The organism is Stenotrophomonas sp. YJH_SMC_33, from assembly GCF_059372295.1.
In genome coordinates, this window is the sequence record NZ_JCAFVJ010000017.1 from 47,079 (window position 1) to 64,443 (window position 17,365).

Sequence of the window (17,365 nt, forward strand, 5' to 3'; positions counted from 1 at the left end):
TTACGGCGTAGCCGCCTTCTGGTTCAGCACGACGTTGACCAGGCCGCTGTACGCGCCCTTGGTGAGGATCGGCGCCGGCGTGGTCTGTGCGATGGTCAGCGGCATCGAGATCGAGGCGCCCGGGGTCGAGCCCGCACCGTTGAACAGGTCAGTTGCCTTGTACTCGATGGCGGCTGCACCCAGCGCGCGGTTGTTCAGGCTGATGGTCATCGGCACGGTCACGGCGCCGGTCTCGTTGGCCAGGAAGAAGCTGCCATCGATGCGGGCTTCGATATCCGCGGTTTCATCGTTGGAGTGGATGCGCACGCGCTGCGTGTTCGGAATCAGGCCGCGCAGCGGGTCGTGGGTGAGGGTGACCATGTCCGGCAGCGGCGTGCCGTCATCGCGCAGCAGCGCCAGGGTCGGGTCGACGTCGGCGTAGACGGAGATCTTGGTTTCCACGGCGTGCGCGGACAGCGAAGCAGTGGCCAGCGCTGCAGCGAGCGCGGCCTTCTTGATAATGGCGTGCATGGGTGTCTCTCTCGGACAGGGGGAATATGAAAGCCCCCCTCCCCTAAGGAGAAAGGGAGGGAGGCGCCGCCCGCAGAGGTGGTTGCGGGCGACGGAGAGAATGTTAGGAATCCATTGCCATGCAGACTATTCAAGCATTCCTAAAACGTGGAACGTTAAGGAGAATTCTTGAAGGTGTTCAATGTTTGAGGGCTATGCAATTCCCCTCACTGCTTGAATGCAATAAACCTCATTGCTTCGCATTTGTAGAGTCGAGCCGTGCTCGACGGCTGTTCGCACCATACGTGCGAGTCGAGCATGGCTCGACTCTACAGACAGCTTTTCCGGTCGTTTTGACGTCATCCACGCATGGCGTGGATCTACTGTGGCGCCGGGCCCATGCGCGGCTGCCGTTCGCTTCAACCTGCGGGCACCACGGTGACGTGATCGACATCGATGTCGGTCGGCTTGAATCGATGCGTGTCGACCTTGCCACGCAGCTCGACCACGGTGTCGGCGCCAATGGCCTGCGGCGGCAGGTCTTCGTCATCGATCTCGACTTCGATCTGGCCGCTGGCATCACGGAACTGGTAGCGTTCGTCCCCGATCTTGGAGATGAGGGTGCCACGCAGCACCACCGGATGGTCATCGCGCTGCGCGCGTGCGTCGGCGACGGTGCTGGCAGCCGTTCCCGCGCCTGGTCCGGTGTACTGCGCAAAGGCCTGCGGGCTCAGCAGGGCAAGCGGCGTGGCGATGAGGGCGATGGCAAGCAGTCGGTTCATGGTGTTCTCCGTGGAGGGATGAGTACCCTCAGGTTCTATCGCCCTCCATGTGATGCCCATGCAATAGATCCGAAAAGATGTGAACGCGACATCCATTGTCAGAATGCATTCAGATCCTGAAGCGAGTCCCTGTGGAACCGCGCCCGGGCGCGGCTGCTGTCCGCGCTGCGCGCGGGAGTCGAGCGTGGCTCGACTCTACAGATATCAGGCCGCCTTTCGGCGGCCCGATAAGACATCGCGTTGGCGCGCGATCAGAAGAAGATCGCGTACAGGATCAGCAGCGGGATCGGCACGCCCAACAGCCAGAGCAGAATCATTTTCATGGCAGGTCTCCTTGCACGGTAGGCGGGTTACAGGTCGCGGCGGCGGCCGCCCCAGGTGGCGCTGAGGCTGGCGAAGAACGCGCCGATCAGCAAGGTGATGAACAGCCACAGCGCGGCATACGCTGCTGCCTTGCGGGCATCGTCGGCCGCCTGCTTGGCGGTGCTCTTCGCCTTCTCCAGCGCTGCACGCATGCGCGTCTGCACATCGATCACACGGGCCTGCGCTTCGGCCTGGCTCATGCCGGTTTCGCGCGCGATCAGCTGCGACAGGTACTGGGTGTCGGCCGGATCCAAGCCATCGCCCTGCAGGCTGTTGACGATGATGCGGTTCACTTCGGCGCGGACTTCGCGGCGGTCGCCCATCGGGCCGTTGCCCTGCATCGGGCGCGGCGGCGGGCCCATGCGCGCGTCGCGTGGGCCGACGCTTGCGGCCGGCGGCGGCGGGGGGGCATTCGGATCCATCGGTGCACCCGGCGGCGGCGCTGCAGGAGCAGACGGCCCTGCGCTGGTGGTGCTGCGGAACAGCGAATCGACCCAGTAGTTGAGGTCGCCTTCCGGAGCCGCGGCGGCAGTGCTGGCGGCGCCCGCAGCGGCAACACCGGCCGTGGATGCGGCAGCGCCTGCGGTGGCGCCCGCCACCTTTGCACCGGCGCCCAGCACGCCACCGATGGCGGAGGTGAGCAGGCCCGCAGTCAGCAGCGTGGCCACCGCCCACGATACGAAGCCGTGTGCGGTGTCGCGGAAATAGGTTTCATCGCCATGGATCTGCGTCCACTTGGTGCGCAGGCGGCCGGCGAGGTAGCCACCCAGGCCCGAGGCGGCCAGTGCGGTGAAGGTGAGCCAGGCGATGCTGGACCAGCCGAAGGTTTCCTTGCTGACGCCTTCGAATGACCACGGCGACACCGAGGAGAGGCCGAGGCCAACGCCCAGGATCAGCAGGATGAGGGAGAGCGCAGCGGCAGCGGCGGCACCGGCGAAGATCGCGCCCCAGGACACGGCGCTTTCGCTGGGAGGGGTAACGATGGGGGCGGTGACGACAGTGGCGACGTCGGGACCAAGCGGGTCGCGCTCGGGTGGGTCGAATCGGGTGCTCATCGGGATGGACGCTCCATTTCAGGTGCTGCGGATGCAGCTGGCGTCCTGAGGCTGCGCGAGCGCTTGTGAAGCTGGTGAGACCCTTGAATCACGCGGTCTTGGCGCGGTGAAGCGCGTGCCAACCAAGGTTGGCACCTACCGAAGGCGGATGCGGTGGTAGATCCACGCCATGCGTGGATGATTTTTCGCGGGCGCCGAAATCGTGCGGACCAACGGTCCGCACCTACCAGGTCCGCGCAAAAAAAACGCCCCGCGGATGCGGGGCGTTCTCGGCACAACCTACGCGGGCGATCAGCCCTGGTAGTCGCGCACGTCGCTGCCGGTGTAGACCTGGCGCGGACGGCCGATCTTCATTTCCGGGTCGACCTGCTGTTCCAGCCAATGCGACACCCAGCCGGAGGTACGGCCCAGGGCGAACATGACGGTGAACATCTCGGTCGGGATCTGCAGCGCCTTGTAGATGATGCCGCTGTAGAAATCGACGTTCGGGTACAGCTTGCGGGCGACGAAGTACTCGTCCTGCAGCGCGGCCTGCTCCAGCTTCACGGCCACGTCCAGCAGCGGATCCTGCACGCCCAGCTGCTTGAGCACCTTGCTGGTCATCTCGCCGATGACCTTGGCGCGCGGGTCGAAGTTCTTGTAGACGCGGTGGCCGAAGCCCATCAGGCGGAAGCCGGAGGTCTTGTCCTTGGCCTTGACCACGGCAGACTCGACGTTGTCGGCAGTGCCGATTTCTTCCAGCATCTTCAGCACGGCTTCGTTGGCACCGCCGTGGGCCGGACCCCACAGCGCGGTGACGCCCGCAGCGACCGACGCGTACGGGTTGGCACCGGTCGAACCGACCAGGCGCACGGTCGAGGTCGAGGCGTTCTGCTCGTGGTCGGCGTGCAGGATGAACAGCAGGTCCAGCGCCTTGACCACGTCCGGGTTCAGATCGTACTGGCCGTCAGCCGACTCGAAGGTCTGCTTCAGGAAACGGCTGACGTAGTCCAGCGAGGTGTCCGGCTTGTTGGCCGGCAGGCCCTTGCCGTGGCGGTAGATCAGCGCCGACAGGGTCGGCACCTTGGCGATCAGGCGCACGGCGGCCTGGCGGCGCTGTTCGGCGTCGGACAGGTCCAGCGAGTCGTGATAGATGGCCGACAGCTGCGCGATCGCAGCGGCCAGGATGGCCATCGGGTGGGCATCCTTGGCGAAGCTGCCGATCAGGGTGTTGATCGACTCATCGACGTTGGCTTCGGCGGTCAGCTCATCGGTGAAGGCCTTCAGCTGCTCGGCGCTCGGGCGCTCGCCGTTGATCAGCAGGTAGGCCACTTCGACGTAGCTCGACTTTTCCGACAGCTGTTCGATCGGGTAGCCGCGGTACAGCAGCACGCCCTTGTCGCCGTCGATGTAGGTGATGGCGGACTTGCAGCTGGCCGTCGCGGTGAAGCCGGAATCGTAGGTGAAATACCCCGTTTCCTTGGTCAGCTTCGCGATGTCGACGCAGTCGTTGCCAAGGGTGGGTTTGATGACGGGCAGAACGACCGACTTGTCGCCGGCGTTGAGCGTGACCTGATCAAGATCGGACACTGTGTGCGCTCCTTCATGGGAAGGCGCCTGCCCAAGCGCATTGGTCAGGCACGTGAATGACGTCCTCGGCCTGTGCCGGGGATCAGGTCATTATCGCACAGCAGCATTTGCCCGGCGCTAGACAGAAGTCGTATACGACAGGCAGCCAGACGCCGGCCGTTGAGCGGCCCGGATCGGCAAAAGCGTTGTCACGCGAACGCAGTGTTCCGTCCATCCAAACGCCCGTTGGGTTGGCGTTGGGGAAAAACAAACGGCCGCGCAGAGCGCGGCCGTTGGTTCGAAGCTGGATCGACAGATCAGCGCGCGTAGCGCTTCTGGAACTTGTCGATACGGCCCGAGGTGTCGATGACCTTGTGCTTGCCCGTGTAGAACGGGTGCGAAGCCGAGGAAATTTCAACCTTGACCAGCGGGTATTCGTTGCCGTCTTCCCACTGGATGGTTTCCTTCGTCGCCATGGTCGAGCGGGTCAGGATCTTGAAATCGGAGGTGACGTCATGGAAGACGACGTCGCGGTAGTTCGGATGGATATCGGCCTTCATGGGCTCACACCGTAAATGGGCTGGTGGTCAAGAGCGGCATTATAAGCACCGGTTGCCGCCCGGGGCAACCGGTGCCGGGTAATGGACGTCAGTCCGCGCCCAGGGCCTGGCGCACCAGGGCCTCGAAACGCTGCTGGTCGTAGGCCATCAGCAGATCGCAGTTGTCCGGCTGGCCGGTCTGGCGGTTCCAGTCGACGATGGTGGCGCCGCGACTGAACGTGCCGTTCAGCTCCACGTTCAGCGGGCGCGACTCGACCCGCAGCTGCCCTTCGGGGTTCAGCGCCCAGGCCATGGCCACCGCATCGGCGGTGTACCAGCGGCCGCCCTTGCTGTCTTCGGACAGGCCCCGGGTCTTGCGCGAGATCAACTCGTAGAAGCGGGCGCGATCGGAATCGGCCTGCAGCCACTTCTCGGCGTCCTGCAGCGGCAGGCCATGGGCGACGGTGGCCTCCCAGTCCGACACCAGCAGGTGCTTGAACGAGGTGAACACCACGTGCGCCGCTTCCGGGTCGAACGCAATGTTGAATTCGGCCGCCGGGGTGATGTTGCCGTGGCAGGTGACCGCGCCGCCCATCACCACGATGCGCTTGATGCGCTCGGGCAGGGTCGGGTCCAGCTTCAGTGCCAGGGCAAGGTTGGTCAGCGGGCCCAGCATCACCAGCATCAGTTCGCCGGCGTGCTCGTGCGACAGGCGCAGGATGGCCAGTGCGGCGTGCTCGGCTTCGGCCTGGCGGCTGGGCGGCGGCAGGTCCACGTCGCCGTAGCCGTCACGGCCATGCACGTGGGCAGCGTCGACGGAGGGATGCAGCAGCGGATCCGGGCTGCCGGCAAACACCGGCACGTCGGCGCGGCCGACGATGTCGCAGAGCTTGAGGGCGTTGCGAACGGTGTACTCGAGGCCGACATTGCCGGCGGCGATGGTCAGGGCGACCACGTCGTGCCGTTCATCGGCGAAGGCCATCAGCAGGGCCAGGGCGTCGTCCACACCGGGGTCGGTGTCGATCAACAGCGGGATCTTGTGGGTCATCGTTGCCGTCTTCAGATCGGCAACGAAGTGTGGACCGGGATGATGACCGTTGCAAGTACGGGGTGTTGGGGTTCTGGCAGGGCTGCGCCCTGCACCCGCCGAAGCGGTAGTGCCGGCCGCTGGCCGGCAACTTCAACAGCAACGTCAAAAGCGGGTTTCCCGCGGATGGCGGGGAAGAGCTCTCTGTAGAGTCGGGCCATGCTCAACTCCCGCGCGCAGCGCCCACAGCAGCCGAGCGTGGGCTCGGCTCTACAGTGGATCCACGCCGTGCGTGGATGTGCGTCCCCGAAATGGGGTTAGAGCCCTTTGCTGTGCAAAGGGATCCGCCCCCCGGCACTTACGCCGAGGCGTAACGCACGGCGGTGCCGATCCAGCGCTGCACCACACGATCAGCCAGCGCGGGTTGCTGGTCCAGCAGGCGCTCCGCCAGGTCATGCACGCCGGGCAGCAGGCCGGCGTCGCGGGCCAGATCCGCGATGCGGAAGCCGGCCAGGCCGGTCTGCCGCGTACCCAGCAGTTCGCCGGGGCCACGCAGCTCCAGATCTTTTTCGGCGATGACGAAACCATCGTTGGTTTCGCGCATGGTCTGCAGGCGCTCGCGTGCCATCTGCGAGAGCGGTGCCTGGTACAACAGCACGCAGCGCGACACCGCCGAACCGCGGCCAACACGGCCGCGCAGCTGGTGCAGCTGGGCCAGGCCGAGGCGTTCGGCGTTCTCGATCACCATCAACGAGGCGTTCGGTACGTCCACGCCCACTTCGATCACGGTGGTGGCCACCAGCAGGTCGATGTCGCCCGCCTTGAACGCCACCATCGTCGCCAGCTTTTCGGCGGCTTTCAGGCGGCCATGCACCAGCCCGACGCGTACGCCGGGCAGCAGTGCCTGCAGTGATTCGTAAGTGGCCTGCGCGGGGGTTGCATCCAGCTCTTCGCTTTCCTCGATGAGCGTGCACACCCAATACACCTGCCGCCCTTCCTGGCAGGCCAGCGCAATGCGCTCGATCAGCTCCGGGCGACGGTCATTGTTCAGTGCGACGGTCTGCACCGGCGTGCGGCCCGGTGGCAGTTCGTCGATGGCCGAGACATCCAGGTCCGCGTATTCGGACATCGCCAGCGTGCGCGGAATCGGTGTTGCGGTCATCACCAGCTGGTGCGGCACGCTGTTGCCTCCCGCGCCCTTGTCACGCAGCGCCAGTCGCTGATGCACGCCGAAGCGATGCTGCTCGTCGACGATGGCCAGTGCCAGATTCTGGAACACCACCGCCTCCTGCATCAGCGCGTGGGTACCCACCACCACCTGCGCTTCGCCGCTGGCGACCTGCTCCATCACCTTGGCGCGCGCCTTGCCGGTGACCTTGCCGGCCAGCCAGGCGATGCGCACGCCGAGCGGTTCCAACCAACCGCGCAGGTTGTTGAGGTGTTGCTCGGCCAGCAGCTCAGTCGGTGCTGCCAGCGCAACCTGTTTGCCCTGCTCCACCGCCAGCATCGCCGCCAATGCGGCGACCACGGTCTTGCCGGAGCCGACATCGCCCTGCACCAGCCGCAGCATCGGGCTGGGCCGCGCGAGGTCTTCACGGATCTGCTTGAACACGCGCGCCTGCGCGCCGGTGAGCGCGAACGGCAGCTGCTTCAGCAGCGCCTTGGCCAGCTTGCCGGGGCCGGCCAGCGGCGGTGCATGGTGCGCCTGCAGCGCGATACGCTGGCGACGCAGGCTGAGGTGGTGGGCCAGCAGCTCTTCCATTGCCAGGCGACGCTGCGCTGGATGAGTGCCGGCCGCCAGCGCGGCCAGGTCGGCATCGGGCGGCGGCCGGTGCACGGTCAGCAGCGCGCTGCGCAGCGACGGCAGGCCGAGGCCATCGAGCCAGCCGCTGGGCAGCAGTTCCAGCGTGCTTTCCTCCGGCAGGCGGTCCAGCGCCTGGCCGATCAGCTTGCGCATCGTCATCGGGCCCACGCCTTCGACGGTGGGATACACCGGGTCGAGGCGGTCGCCGAGTTCGGGATCGTCGTTGCGGCCCAGCACCTGGTAGCTGGGATGGACGATTTCCAGGCCGAGGTGGCCCGGCTTGGGCGTGCCGAAGCAGCGCAGCCGGTTGCCGACCGCGAACTGGCCGACCTGCTGCTGGCGGAAATGGAAGAAGCGCAGCACCAGGGTGCCCTGCCCTTCGTCTTCCACCGCTACTTTCAGCATCGGCCGGTAGCGCATGCCGCGCTCGACCGCGACCACCCGCCCTTCCACCTGCGCCGGCACGCCGTTGCGCAGGTCTTCGATGCGGGTCAGCCGGGTCCGGTCTTCATAGCGCAGCGGCAGATGAAGCCAGAGATCCTGCAGGGTGGCCAGGCCACGCGCCTGCAGTTTGGCGGCCACGGCCGGACCGACGCCCGCGAGCATCGCCAGGGATGCTTCGCCGGACGGTGACAGGACCGGGGTGACCGCCGCCTTGCGTGCCACGTGGCGGTCAGTCGATGACCATCACCGCGTCGACCTCGAAGTTGGCGCCCTTCGGCAGGCCGGAGACTTCGATGGTGGAACGGGCCGGGTACGGGGCCTGGAAGTAGTCCTGCATGACCGCGTTGACCTTGGCGAACTCGCCCAGGTCGGTCAGGTACAGGCCCAGGCGCACGACCTTGTCCAGCGAGCCGCCGGCGGCTTCGGCCACGGCCTTGAGGTTGTCGAAGGCGCGGCGGGCCTGTGCTTCGACGTCACCGGCGCCGACGATGTCGCCGGTGGCCGGGTCGAGCGGGATCTGGCCGGAGAAGTACACGGTGTTGCCGGCGCGCACGGCCTGCGAGTACGGGCCGATGGCAGCGGGGGCCTTTTCGGTGTTGATGATCTGGCGGGACATGGGTCGCTCCGGTGCTTGGGGGAAAACAGAGCGGTGATTGTACCGGGTGGGGGTGCATCCACGCATGGCGTGGATCTACCGCGCCGCTCCAGTAGTGCCGGCCGCTGGCCGGCAACCTCATGAACGTCGGAAGCACCGCGAAATTGCCGGCCAGCGGCCGGCACTACCGGGTTCGCGTTACTGGCGGCGTACCGACTGCACGACCGACAGACGGCGCAGACGGCGCATCACTTCGGCCAGATGGTTGCGGTCGCGTACCTGGATGTTGAACGCCAGCACGGCGGCGTTGAAGTCGCGGTCCAGGTAGTCCACGCGCTCGATGTTGGAATGGCTCTGCGCGATGGCAGCAGCCAGCTGCGCCAGCACACCGGTGCCGTTCTCTACTTCCACCACCAGCGAAGTGTCGTAGTCGCCGGAAACGGTGGTGTCCCAGCCGATCGGCACCCAGCGCTCGGGCGACTTGCGCAGCTCGGCCAGGTTCGGGCAGTCCATGCGGTGCACCACGATGCCCTTGCCGGCGGTGTGGTAGCCCATGATCTCGTCGCCGGGAATCGGCTGGCAGCAGCCGGCGAAGGTGACCACGCCGCGCTCGCTGCCGTTGATCAGGATCTTTTCCTGCGAGTGGTGGCGCGAATGCGGGCCGCCACGCAGTTCGGCGTAGGCCATCAGCGCCTGCGCGGCCTGGGTCGGCATCCAGTTGCCCAGTGCGACCTCGGCCAGCAGCGCCTCCAGGCGTGGGAAACGATGCTCGGCCAGGAACGCATCCAGGCGCCCCTTCGGCAACCGTTCCAGCGACGAATCCATCGCCTCCAGCGCACGGTCGAGCATGCGGTGGCCGAGCTGCACGGCGTCCTCGTGCTCCAGCTGCTTGAGCTGGTGGCGGATGGCAGTGCGCGCCTTGCTGGTGACCACGAATTCCAGCCACTGCGGTTTCGGCGTGGCCGAGCGTGCGGTGATGATCTCCACCGACTGCCCCGACACCAGCTTGGTGCGCAGCGGCACCAGTTTCTTGTCCACGCGGGAGGCCACCGCCATGTTGCCGACGTCGGTATGCACGGCGTAGGCGAAATCGAGCGCGGTGGAATTGCGCGGCAGGGCCAGGATCTTGCCCTTCGGCGTGAACAGGTAGACCTCGTCCGGGAACAGGTCGACCTTGACGTTGTCGAGGAACTCCAGCGAGGACCCGGCGGCACGCTGCGAGTCGATCAGCTCGACGATCCACGCGTGGGCACGGCTCTGTGCGCTGTTGGGCGAATCGCCGCCGAACTTGTAGGTCCAGTGCGCGGCCACACCGCGTTCGGCGATCAGGTCCATTTCCTCGGTGCGGATCTGCACTTCGATCGGCGAGCCATACGGCCCGAACAGCACGGTGTGCAGCGACTGGTACCCGTTGGCCTTGGGAATGGCGATGAAATCGCGGAAGCGGCCATCCAGCGGCTTGAAGGTGGCATGCACCGAACCCAGCGCGTGGTAGCAGCTGGGTACGCTGCGCACCACCAGGCGGAAGCCGAACACGTCCATCACCTGGTCGAACGATTTGTTCTCGTCGCGCATCTTGTTGTAGATGCTCCACGGCGTCTTGATGCGGCTGACCAGGCGATGCTCGATGCCTTCCTTCGCCAGCCGCTGCGACAGCTGCACTTCCACCTGTGCCAGCGCTTCACGGCGTACCACCGGCTGGCTGCGGATGTGCTTTTCCAGGATCGCGTGGCGCCACGGATACAGCGCCTTGAAGCCCAGGTTCTGCAGTTCGCTCTTGACCAGGCTCATGCCCAGGCGCTGGGCGATGGGCGCGTAGATCTCCAGCGTCTCGCGGGCGATGCGGCCGCGCGCTTCGCGGCTCTGCGCGCCCAGCGTGCGCATGTTGTGCAGGCGATCGGCCAGCTTGATCATGATCACGCGCAGGTCGCGCGACATTGCCAGCAGCATCTTGCGGAAGCTCTCGGCGGCCGCTTCCTGGCGGTCGCGGAACTTCAGCTTGTCCAGCTTGGTCACGCCGTCGACCAGCTCGGCCACGGCTTCGCCGAACTCGGCGGCCAGCGCCTCACGGGTCAGCGGTGTGTCTTCGATGGTGTCGTGCAGGATCGCCGCGATCAACGCTTCCACGTCCAGGCCAAGCTCGGCCAGCACCTGGGCCACGGCCACCGGATGGGTGATATAGGGCTCGCCCGACTTGCGCGTCTGCCCGGCGTGCGCGGCGGCTCCGACTTCCCAGGCGCGGCGCAGCAGCGGCAGCTGTTCCGGCGGCAGGTAATGGGCGGCGCGTTCAAGCTGGAGGACGTAGTCGGGTACGGCGGCAGCGGGGGCTGCGGCGACCTTGGCAGTGGGGCCTGGGTTCATGCCCGAAGCCTATTCCAGCGCGACGTTTACGGCAAATCCTGAATGCGAAACAGCCCGCACGGGGCGGGCTGTTCGGCGATCCAGCAACGACGTTGATCGATGCGATCAATCGTCGTTCTTGGACATGTCTTCGTCGGCGACCACTTCGGCGGCGGCCCACTCCAGCGCTTCGCGCTCGGCGCGCTCACGCTCGGCCTTCTCGACTTCGTCGATCAGCGCGTTGTCGATCTTGCGGGCGGCGATTTCGCGCAGCGCCAGCACGGTCGGCTTGTCTTCGGTCTCGCTGTTGTCCAGCGTGGCCTGCACGCCGTTGGCGAGCTGGCGGGCACGCTTGGATGCCATCATGACCAGTTCGAAACGGTTGTTAACGACTTCCAGGCAATCTTCTACGGTGATGCGGGCCATACGGGCTCCCGGCGACCGGTCGGCCGCTCAGTCGAATGAGGGAAAGGGGACGGAGTGTACTGGCAGGAGCTGGACAAAATCAAGCCAACCCCCACCCGATTCTTTTGGAATCAGTCAGTTGCACCCGGATCGGGGGTCAGCAACGCCTGGATCAGGCTGGCGTGGCGGACCTTCTGGGCCTCCCGTCGCAGGCGGCTGGCGGTGAAGATGGCGCACAGCTCGTCCACGGCAGTGTCGAACACCTCGTTGACGATGACGTAGTCGAACTCGTTGAAGTGCAGCATCTCGTCCCGGGCCGCGCCCAGGCGCTGGGCGATGACGGCTTCGCTGTCCTGGCCGCGCTTGCGCATGCGGTCCTGCAGGGCCTGCTTGGACGGCGGCAGGATGAACACGGTGACCGTGCCCGGCACCAGCTGGCGCACCTGCTGCGCGCCCTGCCAGTCGATCTCCAGCAGCACGTCCTGGCCGGCGGCCAGCTGCGGCTCCACCGACTGCCGGGCCGTGCCCTTCCAGTCGCCGTGCACCCAGGCGTGCTCGAAGAAGTCGCCGGCGGCGATCATCTGCTCGAACTTCTCGGCACTGACGAAGTGGTAGTGCTGGCCATTCACTTCACCGGGGCGCATTGCGCGCGAGGTGAAGGAAATCGACAGGGCGATCTGCGGGTCACGCGCCAGGGTGGCATTGACGATGCTGCTCTTGCCGGCGCCAGACGGGGCGGCCACGATGTACAGCGTGCCGCGCGCAACGGTGTCCGACGGCTTCGACGGGGCGCTCATGCGGGGGATCCAACGGTTTGATTTCGCAAACTTTTTTCCTCGGTGTTCCAGGTCCGGCGCGGCGGATCGCGCCAGGACGGCGGGGGCTGCGCGGAACATCCTGGAACCAGGCCCGGCAGACGCTTCCCCGGGGTGCGGGCACGCAACTTTACCAGAGGCGCCCGTTTGCGCGCCTGCCCGGCAGGCGCCGGGCCTTGTGCCACATGGGTATGCGGGAGCCTGTGCTATAACCGGGCCGTACCCAACGACAGCCCGGAGGCCCGTGCCTCCCCGCCATCCCAGGAGAACGGCATGCCATCGATGAGCCGCCGCCAGTTCCTGAAAGTGACCGGGACAACCCTGGTCGGCTCCAGCCTGGCATTGATGGGCTTCGCGCCCGGCATCGCGCTCGCGGAGGTCAGGCAGTACAAGCTGACCCGCGCGACCGAGACCCGCAACACCTGTACCTACTGTTCGGTGGCCTGCGGCATCCTGATGTACAGCCTCGGCGATGGCGCCAAGAACGCCGAGCCGAGCATCTTCCATATCGAAGGCGACCCGGACCATCCGGTGAACCGCGGCACGCTGTGCCCGAAGGGGGCCGGCCTGGCCGACATCATCCACAGCAAGTCGCGGCTGCTCTACCCCGAGTACCGCGCGCCGGGCTCGAACGAGTGGAAGCGGCTGAGCTGGGACGATGCGCTGGACCGTATCGCGCGGCTGATGAAGGAAGACCGCGACGCCAACTTCGTGCAGAAGAACGAGGCCGGGCAGACGGTCAACCGCTGGCTGACCACCGGCATGCTGGCGGCCTCGGCCACCAGCAATGAAACCGCGGTGCTGACCCACAAAGTCGTCCGCTCCCTTGGCATGTTGGCATTCGACAACCAGGCACGTGTCTGACACGGCCCGACGGTGGCAGGTCTTGCCCCGACGCTAGGCCGTGGTGCGATGACGAATCACTGGGTCGACATCAAGAATGCCGACCTGATCCTGATCATGGGTGGCAATGCCGCCGAGGCACACCCGTGCGGGTTCAAATGGGTGACCGAGGCCAAGGCGCACAACAAGGCCCGGCTGATCGTGGTCGATCCGCGCTTCAACCGCTCGGCCGCGGTGGCCGACGTGTACGCGCCGATCCGCACCGGTACCGATATCGTGTTCCTGGGGGGCCTGATCAACTACCTGTTGACCGAGGACCGCATCCAGCACGAGTACGTGCTGAACTACACCGACATGTCGTTCCTGGTGAAGGACGAGTTCGCCTTCAAGGACGGCCTGTATTCGGGCTACAACGAAGAGAAGCGCAGCTACGACCGCTCCAGCTGGGACTACGCCTACGGTGACGATGGCTTCGTGCGCAGCGACCCGACGCTGAAGGACCCGCGTTGCGTCTACAACCTGCTCAAGCAGCACTACGCGCGCTACACCGTGGAGATGGTCGAACGCATCTGCGGCACGCCGGCCGACAGCATCCGCCAGATCTGGGACATGATCGCGTCCACCGCCGTCAAGGACAAGGCGATGACCATCCTGTACGCGCTGGGCTGGACGCAGCACTCGATCGGCGCACAGAACGTGCGTGCCGGCACCATGGTGCAGCTGCTGCTGGGCAACATCGGCGTGGCCGGTGGTGGCATGAACGCGCTGCGCGGGCACTCCAACATCCAGGGCCTGACCGACATCGGCCTGATGTCCGACCTGCTGCCCGGCTACCTGACGCTGCCGAAACAGGACGAACAGGACTACGACGCCTACATCGCCAAGCGCACGCAGAAGCCGCTGCGCGCCAACCAGATGTCGTTCTGGCAGAACTACCCGAAGTTCCACGTCAGCCTGATGAAGTCGTGGTGGGGCGACGCCGCCACCGCCGACAACAACTGGTGCTTTGATTACCTGCCCAAGCTGGACAAGCCGTACGACATGCTGCAGGCGTACGAGCTGATGAACGAGGGCAAGATCCATGGCTACATCTGCCAGGGCTTCAACCCCCTGGCCTCGGCGCCGAACAAGGGCAAGCTGATCAGTGCGTTCTCCAAGCTGAAGTTCATGGTCAGCATGGACCCGCTGGAAACCGAGACCATCGCCTTCTGGCAGAACCACGGCGCACTGAACGACGTCGACCCGAGCACGATCCAGACCGAAGTGTTCCGCCTGCCCACCACTTCCTTCGCCGAGGAGAACGGCGCGGTGGTGAATTCCTCGCGCTGGCTGCAGTGGCACTGGAAGGGGGCCAACCCACCGGGCGAAGCACGCAGTGACATCGAGATCATGTCCGAGCTGTTCCATCGCATCAAAGCGTTGTACGAGAAGGACGGCGGTGCGTGGTGGGAGCCGGTGCGCGACCTGGCCTGGAACTACGCCAACCCTGAGGTACCCACGCCCGAAGAACTGGCGATGGAATACAACGGCAAGGCGCTGGCCGACGTGTTCGATCCGAAGGACCCGACCAGGCTGGTGCGCAAGGCCGGCGAGCAGCTGGCCGCATTCGGCGACCTGCGCGACGACGGCAGCACCGCCTGCGGCTGCTGGATCTACATCGGTGCCTGGGGCCCGACCGGCAACATGATGGCGCGGCGTGACAACAGCGACCCCACCGGCATCGGCAACACGCTGGGCTGGGCCTGGGCGTGGCCGGCCAACCGCCGCGTGATGTACAACCGCGCCTCGTGCGACGTGGCCGGCCAACCGTTCGATCCGCGCCGCACGCTGCTGGCCTGGAACGGGAAGAACTGGGGCAACGTGGACGTGCCGGACTTCAAGGCCGACGAAGATCCTGCCGGTGGCATGGGCCCGTTCATCATGAACCCGGAAGGCATCGCCCGCTTCTTCGCCAAGGCCGGCATGGCCGAAGGCCCGTTCCCGGAGCACTACGAACCGTTCGATACCCCGCTGCGCAGCAACCCGCTCAGCCCCGGCCAGGCACTGACGCTGAACAACCCGGCAGCGCGCGTATTCGCCAGCGATCGTGCACAGATCGGTTCGCCGGACGAGTTCCCGCATGTGGCCACCACCTACCGCCTGACCGAGCATTTCCACTTCTGGACCAAGCACGGCAAGCTCAACGCCATCATCCAGCCCGAGCAGTTCGTCGAGATCGGCGCGGCGTTGGCCGACGAGCTGGGCATCAACAACGGCAGCCGCGTGCGGGTCAGTTCCAAGCGCGGCCACATCGAAGCGGTCGCCATGGTGACCAAGCGCATCAAGGCCCTGCAGATCGATGGCCGGACCGTGCACCAGGTGGGCGTGCCGATCCACTGGGGCTTCCTCGGTGCGGCCAAGCCCGGATACATCGCCAATACGCTGACCAACGCCATCGGTGACGGCAACTCGCAGACGCCCGAATCGAAGTGCATCCTGGTCAAGGTCGAGAAGGTGTAGGAGACACGCCATGTCACTGCAATCGCTGGACATCATCCGCCGCTCGGCCACCACCACGCCCTCGCCGGAGGCGCGTGGTGCGCACACCGGCCAGGTCGCCAAGCTGATCGATGTGAGCAAGTGCATCGGCTGCAAGGCCTGCCAGGTCGCCTGCATGGAGTGGAACGATCTGCGCGACGAGGTCGGAAGCTGCGTTGGCAGCTACGACAACCCACCCGACCTGAGCGAACAGTCGTGGACGGTGATGAAATTCCGCGAGTACGAGGACGAGAAGGGCAAGCTGGAGTGGCTGATCCGCAAGGAAGGCTGCATGCACTGCAGCGATCCGGGCTGCCTGAAGGCCTGCCCGTCGCCCGGTGCCATCATCCAGTACGCCAACGGCATCGTCGACTTCCAGGAAGAGAACTGCATCGGCTGCGGCTACTGCGTGACCGGTTGTCCGTTCGACGTGCCGCGCATCTCCAGGAAGGACCACAAGGCCTACAAGTGCACGCTGTGTTCGGACCGGGTGGCGGTGGGCCAGGAACCGGCCTGCGTGAAGACCTGCCCGACCGGCGCGATCACCTTCGGCAGCAAGCAGGCGATGACCGAGCACGCGGCCGGACGCGTGGAAGACCTGAAATCGCGCGGCTACGAGAATGCTGGCCTGTACGATCCGCAGGGCGTCGGCGGCACCCACGTGATGTACGTGCTGCAGCATGTGGACAAGCCCGAGCTGTACGCCGATCTGCCCAAGGACCCACGCATCAGCCCGATGGTGGAGGTCTGGAAGGGCGTGGCCAAGCCGCTGGGCGTGCTGGCGATCGCCGCCACCGCCTTCGCCGGCTTCCTGCATTACATCGGCATCGGCCGCAACACGGTCAATGACGAGGAAGAAGAGGAAGCCGAGCACGAGGCGAAGAAGATCGAAGAGGAGCAGCGGCCATGAAGTACGCCCCGCACCCGCGCCAGATCATCCGCTACCGCGCACCGACCCGCATCAACCACTGGATCGTGGCGATCTGCTTCGTGCTGACCGCGCTGTCCGGGCTGGCGCTGTTCCACCCTGCCCTGTTCCCGTTGACCCAGCTGTTCGGTGGCGGCCCCTGGACGCGCATCCTGCATCCGTTCATCGGGCTGGCCATGGTGGTGGGCTTTGCACTGCTGGCGTTCCGCATGTGGCGCGACAATCTGCCGACCGCTGACGATCGCGCGTGGATGCGCGGCATGCGCGATGTGCTGCGCAACGAAGATGAGAAGCTGCCGCCGGTGGGCCGCTTCAATGCGGGCCAGAAGCTGCTGTTCTGGGCCATCATCGGCTGCCTGTCGGCGCTGCTGCTGACCGGCTTCGTGATCTGGCGGCAGTACTTCAGCCACTTCTTCCCGATCGGGGTGATCCGCTTCTCGGTGCTGGCCCATGCGCTGTTCGGCTGGGTGCTGGTGTGCGCGATCGTGGTGCACATCTATGCGGCGATCTGGATCAAGGGCTCGGTGCGGGCGATGACCCAGGGCAAGGTGACCTATGGGTGGGCGTACAAGCACCACCGGCAGTGGTTCCGGGACATCCTGCGCGGACGTCGGGAAGAGGGGTAGCGGCAGGGCCTGCGGCCCTGCACCCGCTTCAAGCCAAGGCAACAGCAACAGCGGCTATCCGTGGGATGGCGGGGTGGATCCGGTTGCGGGGGACGCTGCAAGTACCCCTCCGGGGCCCGGCCCAGCCGCTGGCGGCTGTGCGTTCGGGCGCTTGCGAAGCAGTGCTTCGCAAGCAAAGCGCCCTCACCCATGTAAGCTCGGTCGCCGCTTGCTCGTGTGCGCTGTCCTGCGCACACGGCAAGACC

At 66.0% G+C, this 17,365-nt stretch carries 14 protein-coding genes; 3 read left to right on the top strand and 11 right to left on the bottom strand.

The genetic code is table 11. The features are described 5' to 3' along the window. The 11 genes from AC5P9W_RS18620 to gmk all read right to left on the bottom strand — a co-directional run bounded on the left by AC5P9W_RS18620 (nt 1) and on the right by gmk (nt 12,188). Nucleotides 1–510, bottom strand: coding sequence for a CS1 type fimbrial major subunit (locus tag AC5P9W_RS18620; protein WP_021203706.1), 510 nt, complete (start codon nt 508–510; stop codon nt 1–3). Nucleotides 511–908: 398 nt separating this feature from the next. Further along, nucleotides 909–1,271: a NirD/YgiW/YdeI family stress tolerance protein gene (locus tag AC5P9W_RS18625; RefSeq protein WP_021203707.1), complete on the bottom strand. Its 363-nt coding sequence runs from the start codon at nt 1,269–1,271 to the stop codon at nt 909–911. Nucleotides 1,272–1,621: 350 nt separating this feature from the next. Continuing rightward, nucleotides 1,622–2,689: a hypothetical protein gene (locus AC5P9W_RS18630; protein WP_111098861.1), complete on the bottom strand. Its 1,068-nt coding sequence runs from the start codon at nt 2,687–2,689 to the stop codon at nt 1,622–1,624. Nucleotides 2,690–2,980: 291 nt separating this feature from the next. Next, nucleotides 2,981–4,258 carry a citrate synthase gene (locus AC5P9W_RS18635; RefSeq protein ID WP_049453347.1) on the bottom strand — a complete coding sequence of 426 codons (1,278 nt, stop codon included), beginning with the start codon at nt 4,256–4,258 and terminating at the stop codon, nt 2,981–2,983. A gap of 296 nt (nt 4,259–4,554) precedes the next feature. Then, the gene (locus AC5P9W_RS18640) at nt 4,555–4,797 is read right to left on the bottom strand and encodes a type B 50S ribosomal protein L31 (protein WP_005410871.1); all 243 of its coding nucleotides are present in this window, start codon (nt 4,795–4,797) and stop codon (nt 4,555–4,557) included. A gap of 88 nt (nt 4,798–4,885) precedes the next feature. Then, nucleotides 4,886–5,824: a nucleoside hydrolase gene (locus AC5P9W_RS18645; protein ID WP_021203710.1), complete on the bottom strand. Its 939-nt coding sequence runs from the start codon at nt 5,822–5,824 to the stop codon at nt 4,886–4,888. Between the two features lie 337 nt (nt 5,825–6,161). Continuing rightward, on the bottom strand, nt 6,162–8,273 hold the full coding sequence (gene recG, locus AC5P9W_RS18650) for an ATP-dependent DNA helicase RecG (RefSeq protein WP_495219393.1): 2,112 nt from the start codon (nt 8,271–8,273) through the stop codon (nt 6,162–6,164). 7 nt (nt 8,274–8,280) lie between these two features. Continuing rightward, a complete protein-coding gene (locus tag AC5P9W_RS18655; protein WP_005410875.1) occupies nt 8,281–8,667 on the bottom strand; it encodes a RidA family protein in 387 nt (128 codons plus the stop codon). Nucleotides 8,668–8,844: 177 nt separating this feature from the next. Beyond that, nucleotides 8,845–11,007, bottom strand: a complete 2,163-nt coding sequence (locus AC5P9W_RS18660) for a RelA/SpoT family protein (protein ID WP_010484045.1) — start codon at nt 11,005–11,007, stop codon at nt 8,845–8,847. A gap of 105 nt (nt 11,008–11,112) precedes the next feature. After that, on the bottom strand, nt 11,113–11,412 hold the full coding sequence (gene rpoZ / locus AC5P9W_RS18665; RefSeq protein WP_005410877.1) for a DNA-directed RNA polymerase subunit omega: 300 nt from the start codon (nt 11,410–11,412) through the stop codon (nt 11,113–11,115). A gap of 110 nt (nt 11,413–11,522) precedes the next feature. Further along, nucleotides 11,523–12,188 (bottom strand): guanylate kinase, encoded by a 666-nt coding sequence (gene gmk / locus AC5P9W_RS18670; RefSeq protein WP_019661981.1) that lies wholly within the window; start codon nt 12,186–12,188, stop codon nt 11,523–11,525. Nucleotides 12,189–12,479: 291 nt separating this feature from the next. On the opposite strand from gmk, the gene fdnG reads away from it, so the two are divergent. The 3 genes from fdnG to AC5P9W_RS18685 are packed head-to-tail and all read left to right on the top strand — an operon-like array spanning nt 12,480 to nt 17,120. Further along, nucleotides 12,480–15,548 (top strand): formate dehydrogenase-N subunit alpha, encoded by a 3,069-nt coding sequence (gene fdnG / locus AC5P9W_RS18675; RefSeq protein WP_146256820.1) that lies wholly within the window; start codon nt 12,480–12,482, stop codon nt 15,546–15,548. Between the two features lie 10 nt (nt 15,549–15,558). Continuing rightward, nucleotides 15,559–16,476 (top strand): formate dehydrogenase subunit beta, encoded by a 918-nt coding sequence (gene fdxH, locus AC5P9W_RS18680; RefSeq protein ID WP_206621360.1) that lies wholly within the window; start codon nt 15,559–15,561, stop codon nt 16,474–16,476. Next, nucleotides 16,473–17,120, top strand: a complete 648-nt coding sequence (locus tag AC5P9W_RS18685) for a formate dehydrogenase subunit gamma (protein WP_005410882.1) — start codon at nt 16,473–16,475, stop codon at nt 17,118–17,120. Before fdxH ends, AC5P9W_RS18685 begins: the two co-directional genes overlap by 4 nt. The last annotated feature ends 245 nt before the right edge of the window (nt 17,121–17,365 follow it).

What these genes read in the sequence shown, in the direction of transcription:
- AC5P9W_RS18630 (WP_111098861.1), bottom strand. Translation starts at nt 2,689, where the DNA reads ATGAGCACCCGATTCGACCCACCCGAGCGCGACCCGCTTGGTCCCGAC.
- AC5P9W_RS18685 (WP_005410882.1), top strand. Translation starts at nt 16,473, where the DNA reads ATGAAGTACGCCCCGCACCCGCGCCAGATCATCCGCTACCGCGCACCG.
- fdxH (WP_206621360.1), top strand. Translation starts at nt 15,559, where the DNA reads ATGTCACTGCAATCGCTGGACATCATCCGCCGCTCGGCCACCACCACG.
- rpoZ (WP_005410877.1), bottom strand. Translation starts at nt 11,412, where the DNA reads ATGGCCCGCATCACCGTAGAAGATTGCCTGGAAGTCGTTAACAACCGT.
- AC5P9W_RS18620 (WP_021203706.1), bottom strand. Translation starts at nt 510, where the DNA reads ATGCACGCCATTATCAAGAAGGCCGCGCTCGCTGCAGCGCTGGCCACT.
- AC5P9W_RS18625 (WP_021203707.1), bottom strand. Translation starts at nt 1,271, where the DNA reads ATGAACCGACTGCTTGCCATCGCCCTCATCGCCACGCCGCTTGCCCTG.
- AC5P9W_RS18655 (WP_005410875.1), bottom strand. Translation starts at nt 8,667, where the DNA reads ATGTCCCGCCAGATCATCAACACCGAAAAGGCCCCCGCTGCCATCGGC.
- AC5P9W_RS18645 (WP_021203710.1), bottom strand. Translation starts at nt 5,824, where the DNA reads ATGACCCACAAGATCCCGCTGTTGATCGACACCGACCCCGGTGTGGAC.
- AC5P9W_RS18660 (WP_010484045.1), bottom strand. Translation starts at nt 11,007, where the DNA reads ATGAACCCAGGCCCCACTGCCAAGGTCGCCGCAGCCCCCGCTGCCGCC.
- gmk (WP_019661981.1), bottom strand. Translation starts at nt 12,188, where the DNA reads ATGAGCGCCCCGTCGAAGCCGTCGGACACCGTTGCGCGCGGCACGCTG.
- AC5P9W_RS18640 (WP_005410871.1), bottom strand. Translation starts at nt 4,797, where the DNA reads ATGAAGGCCGATATCCATCCGAACTACCGCGACGTCGTCTTCCATGAC.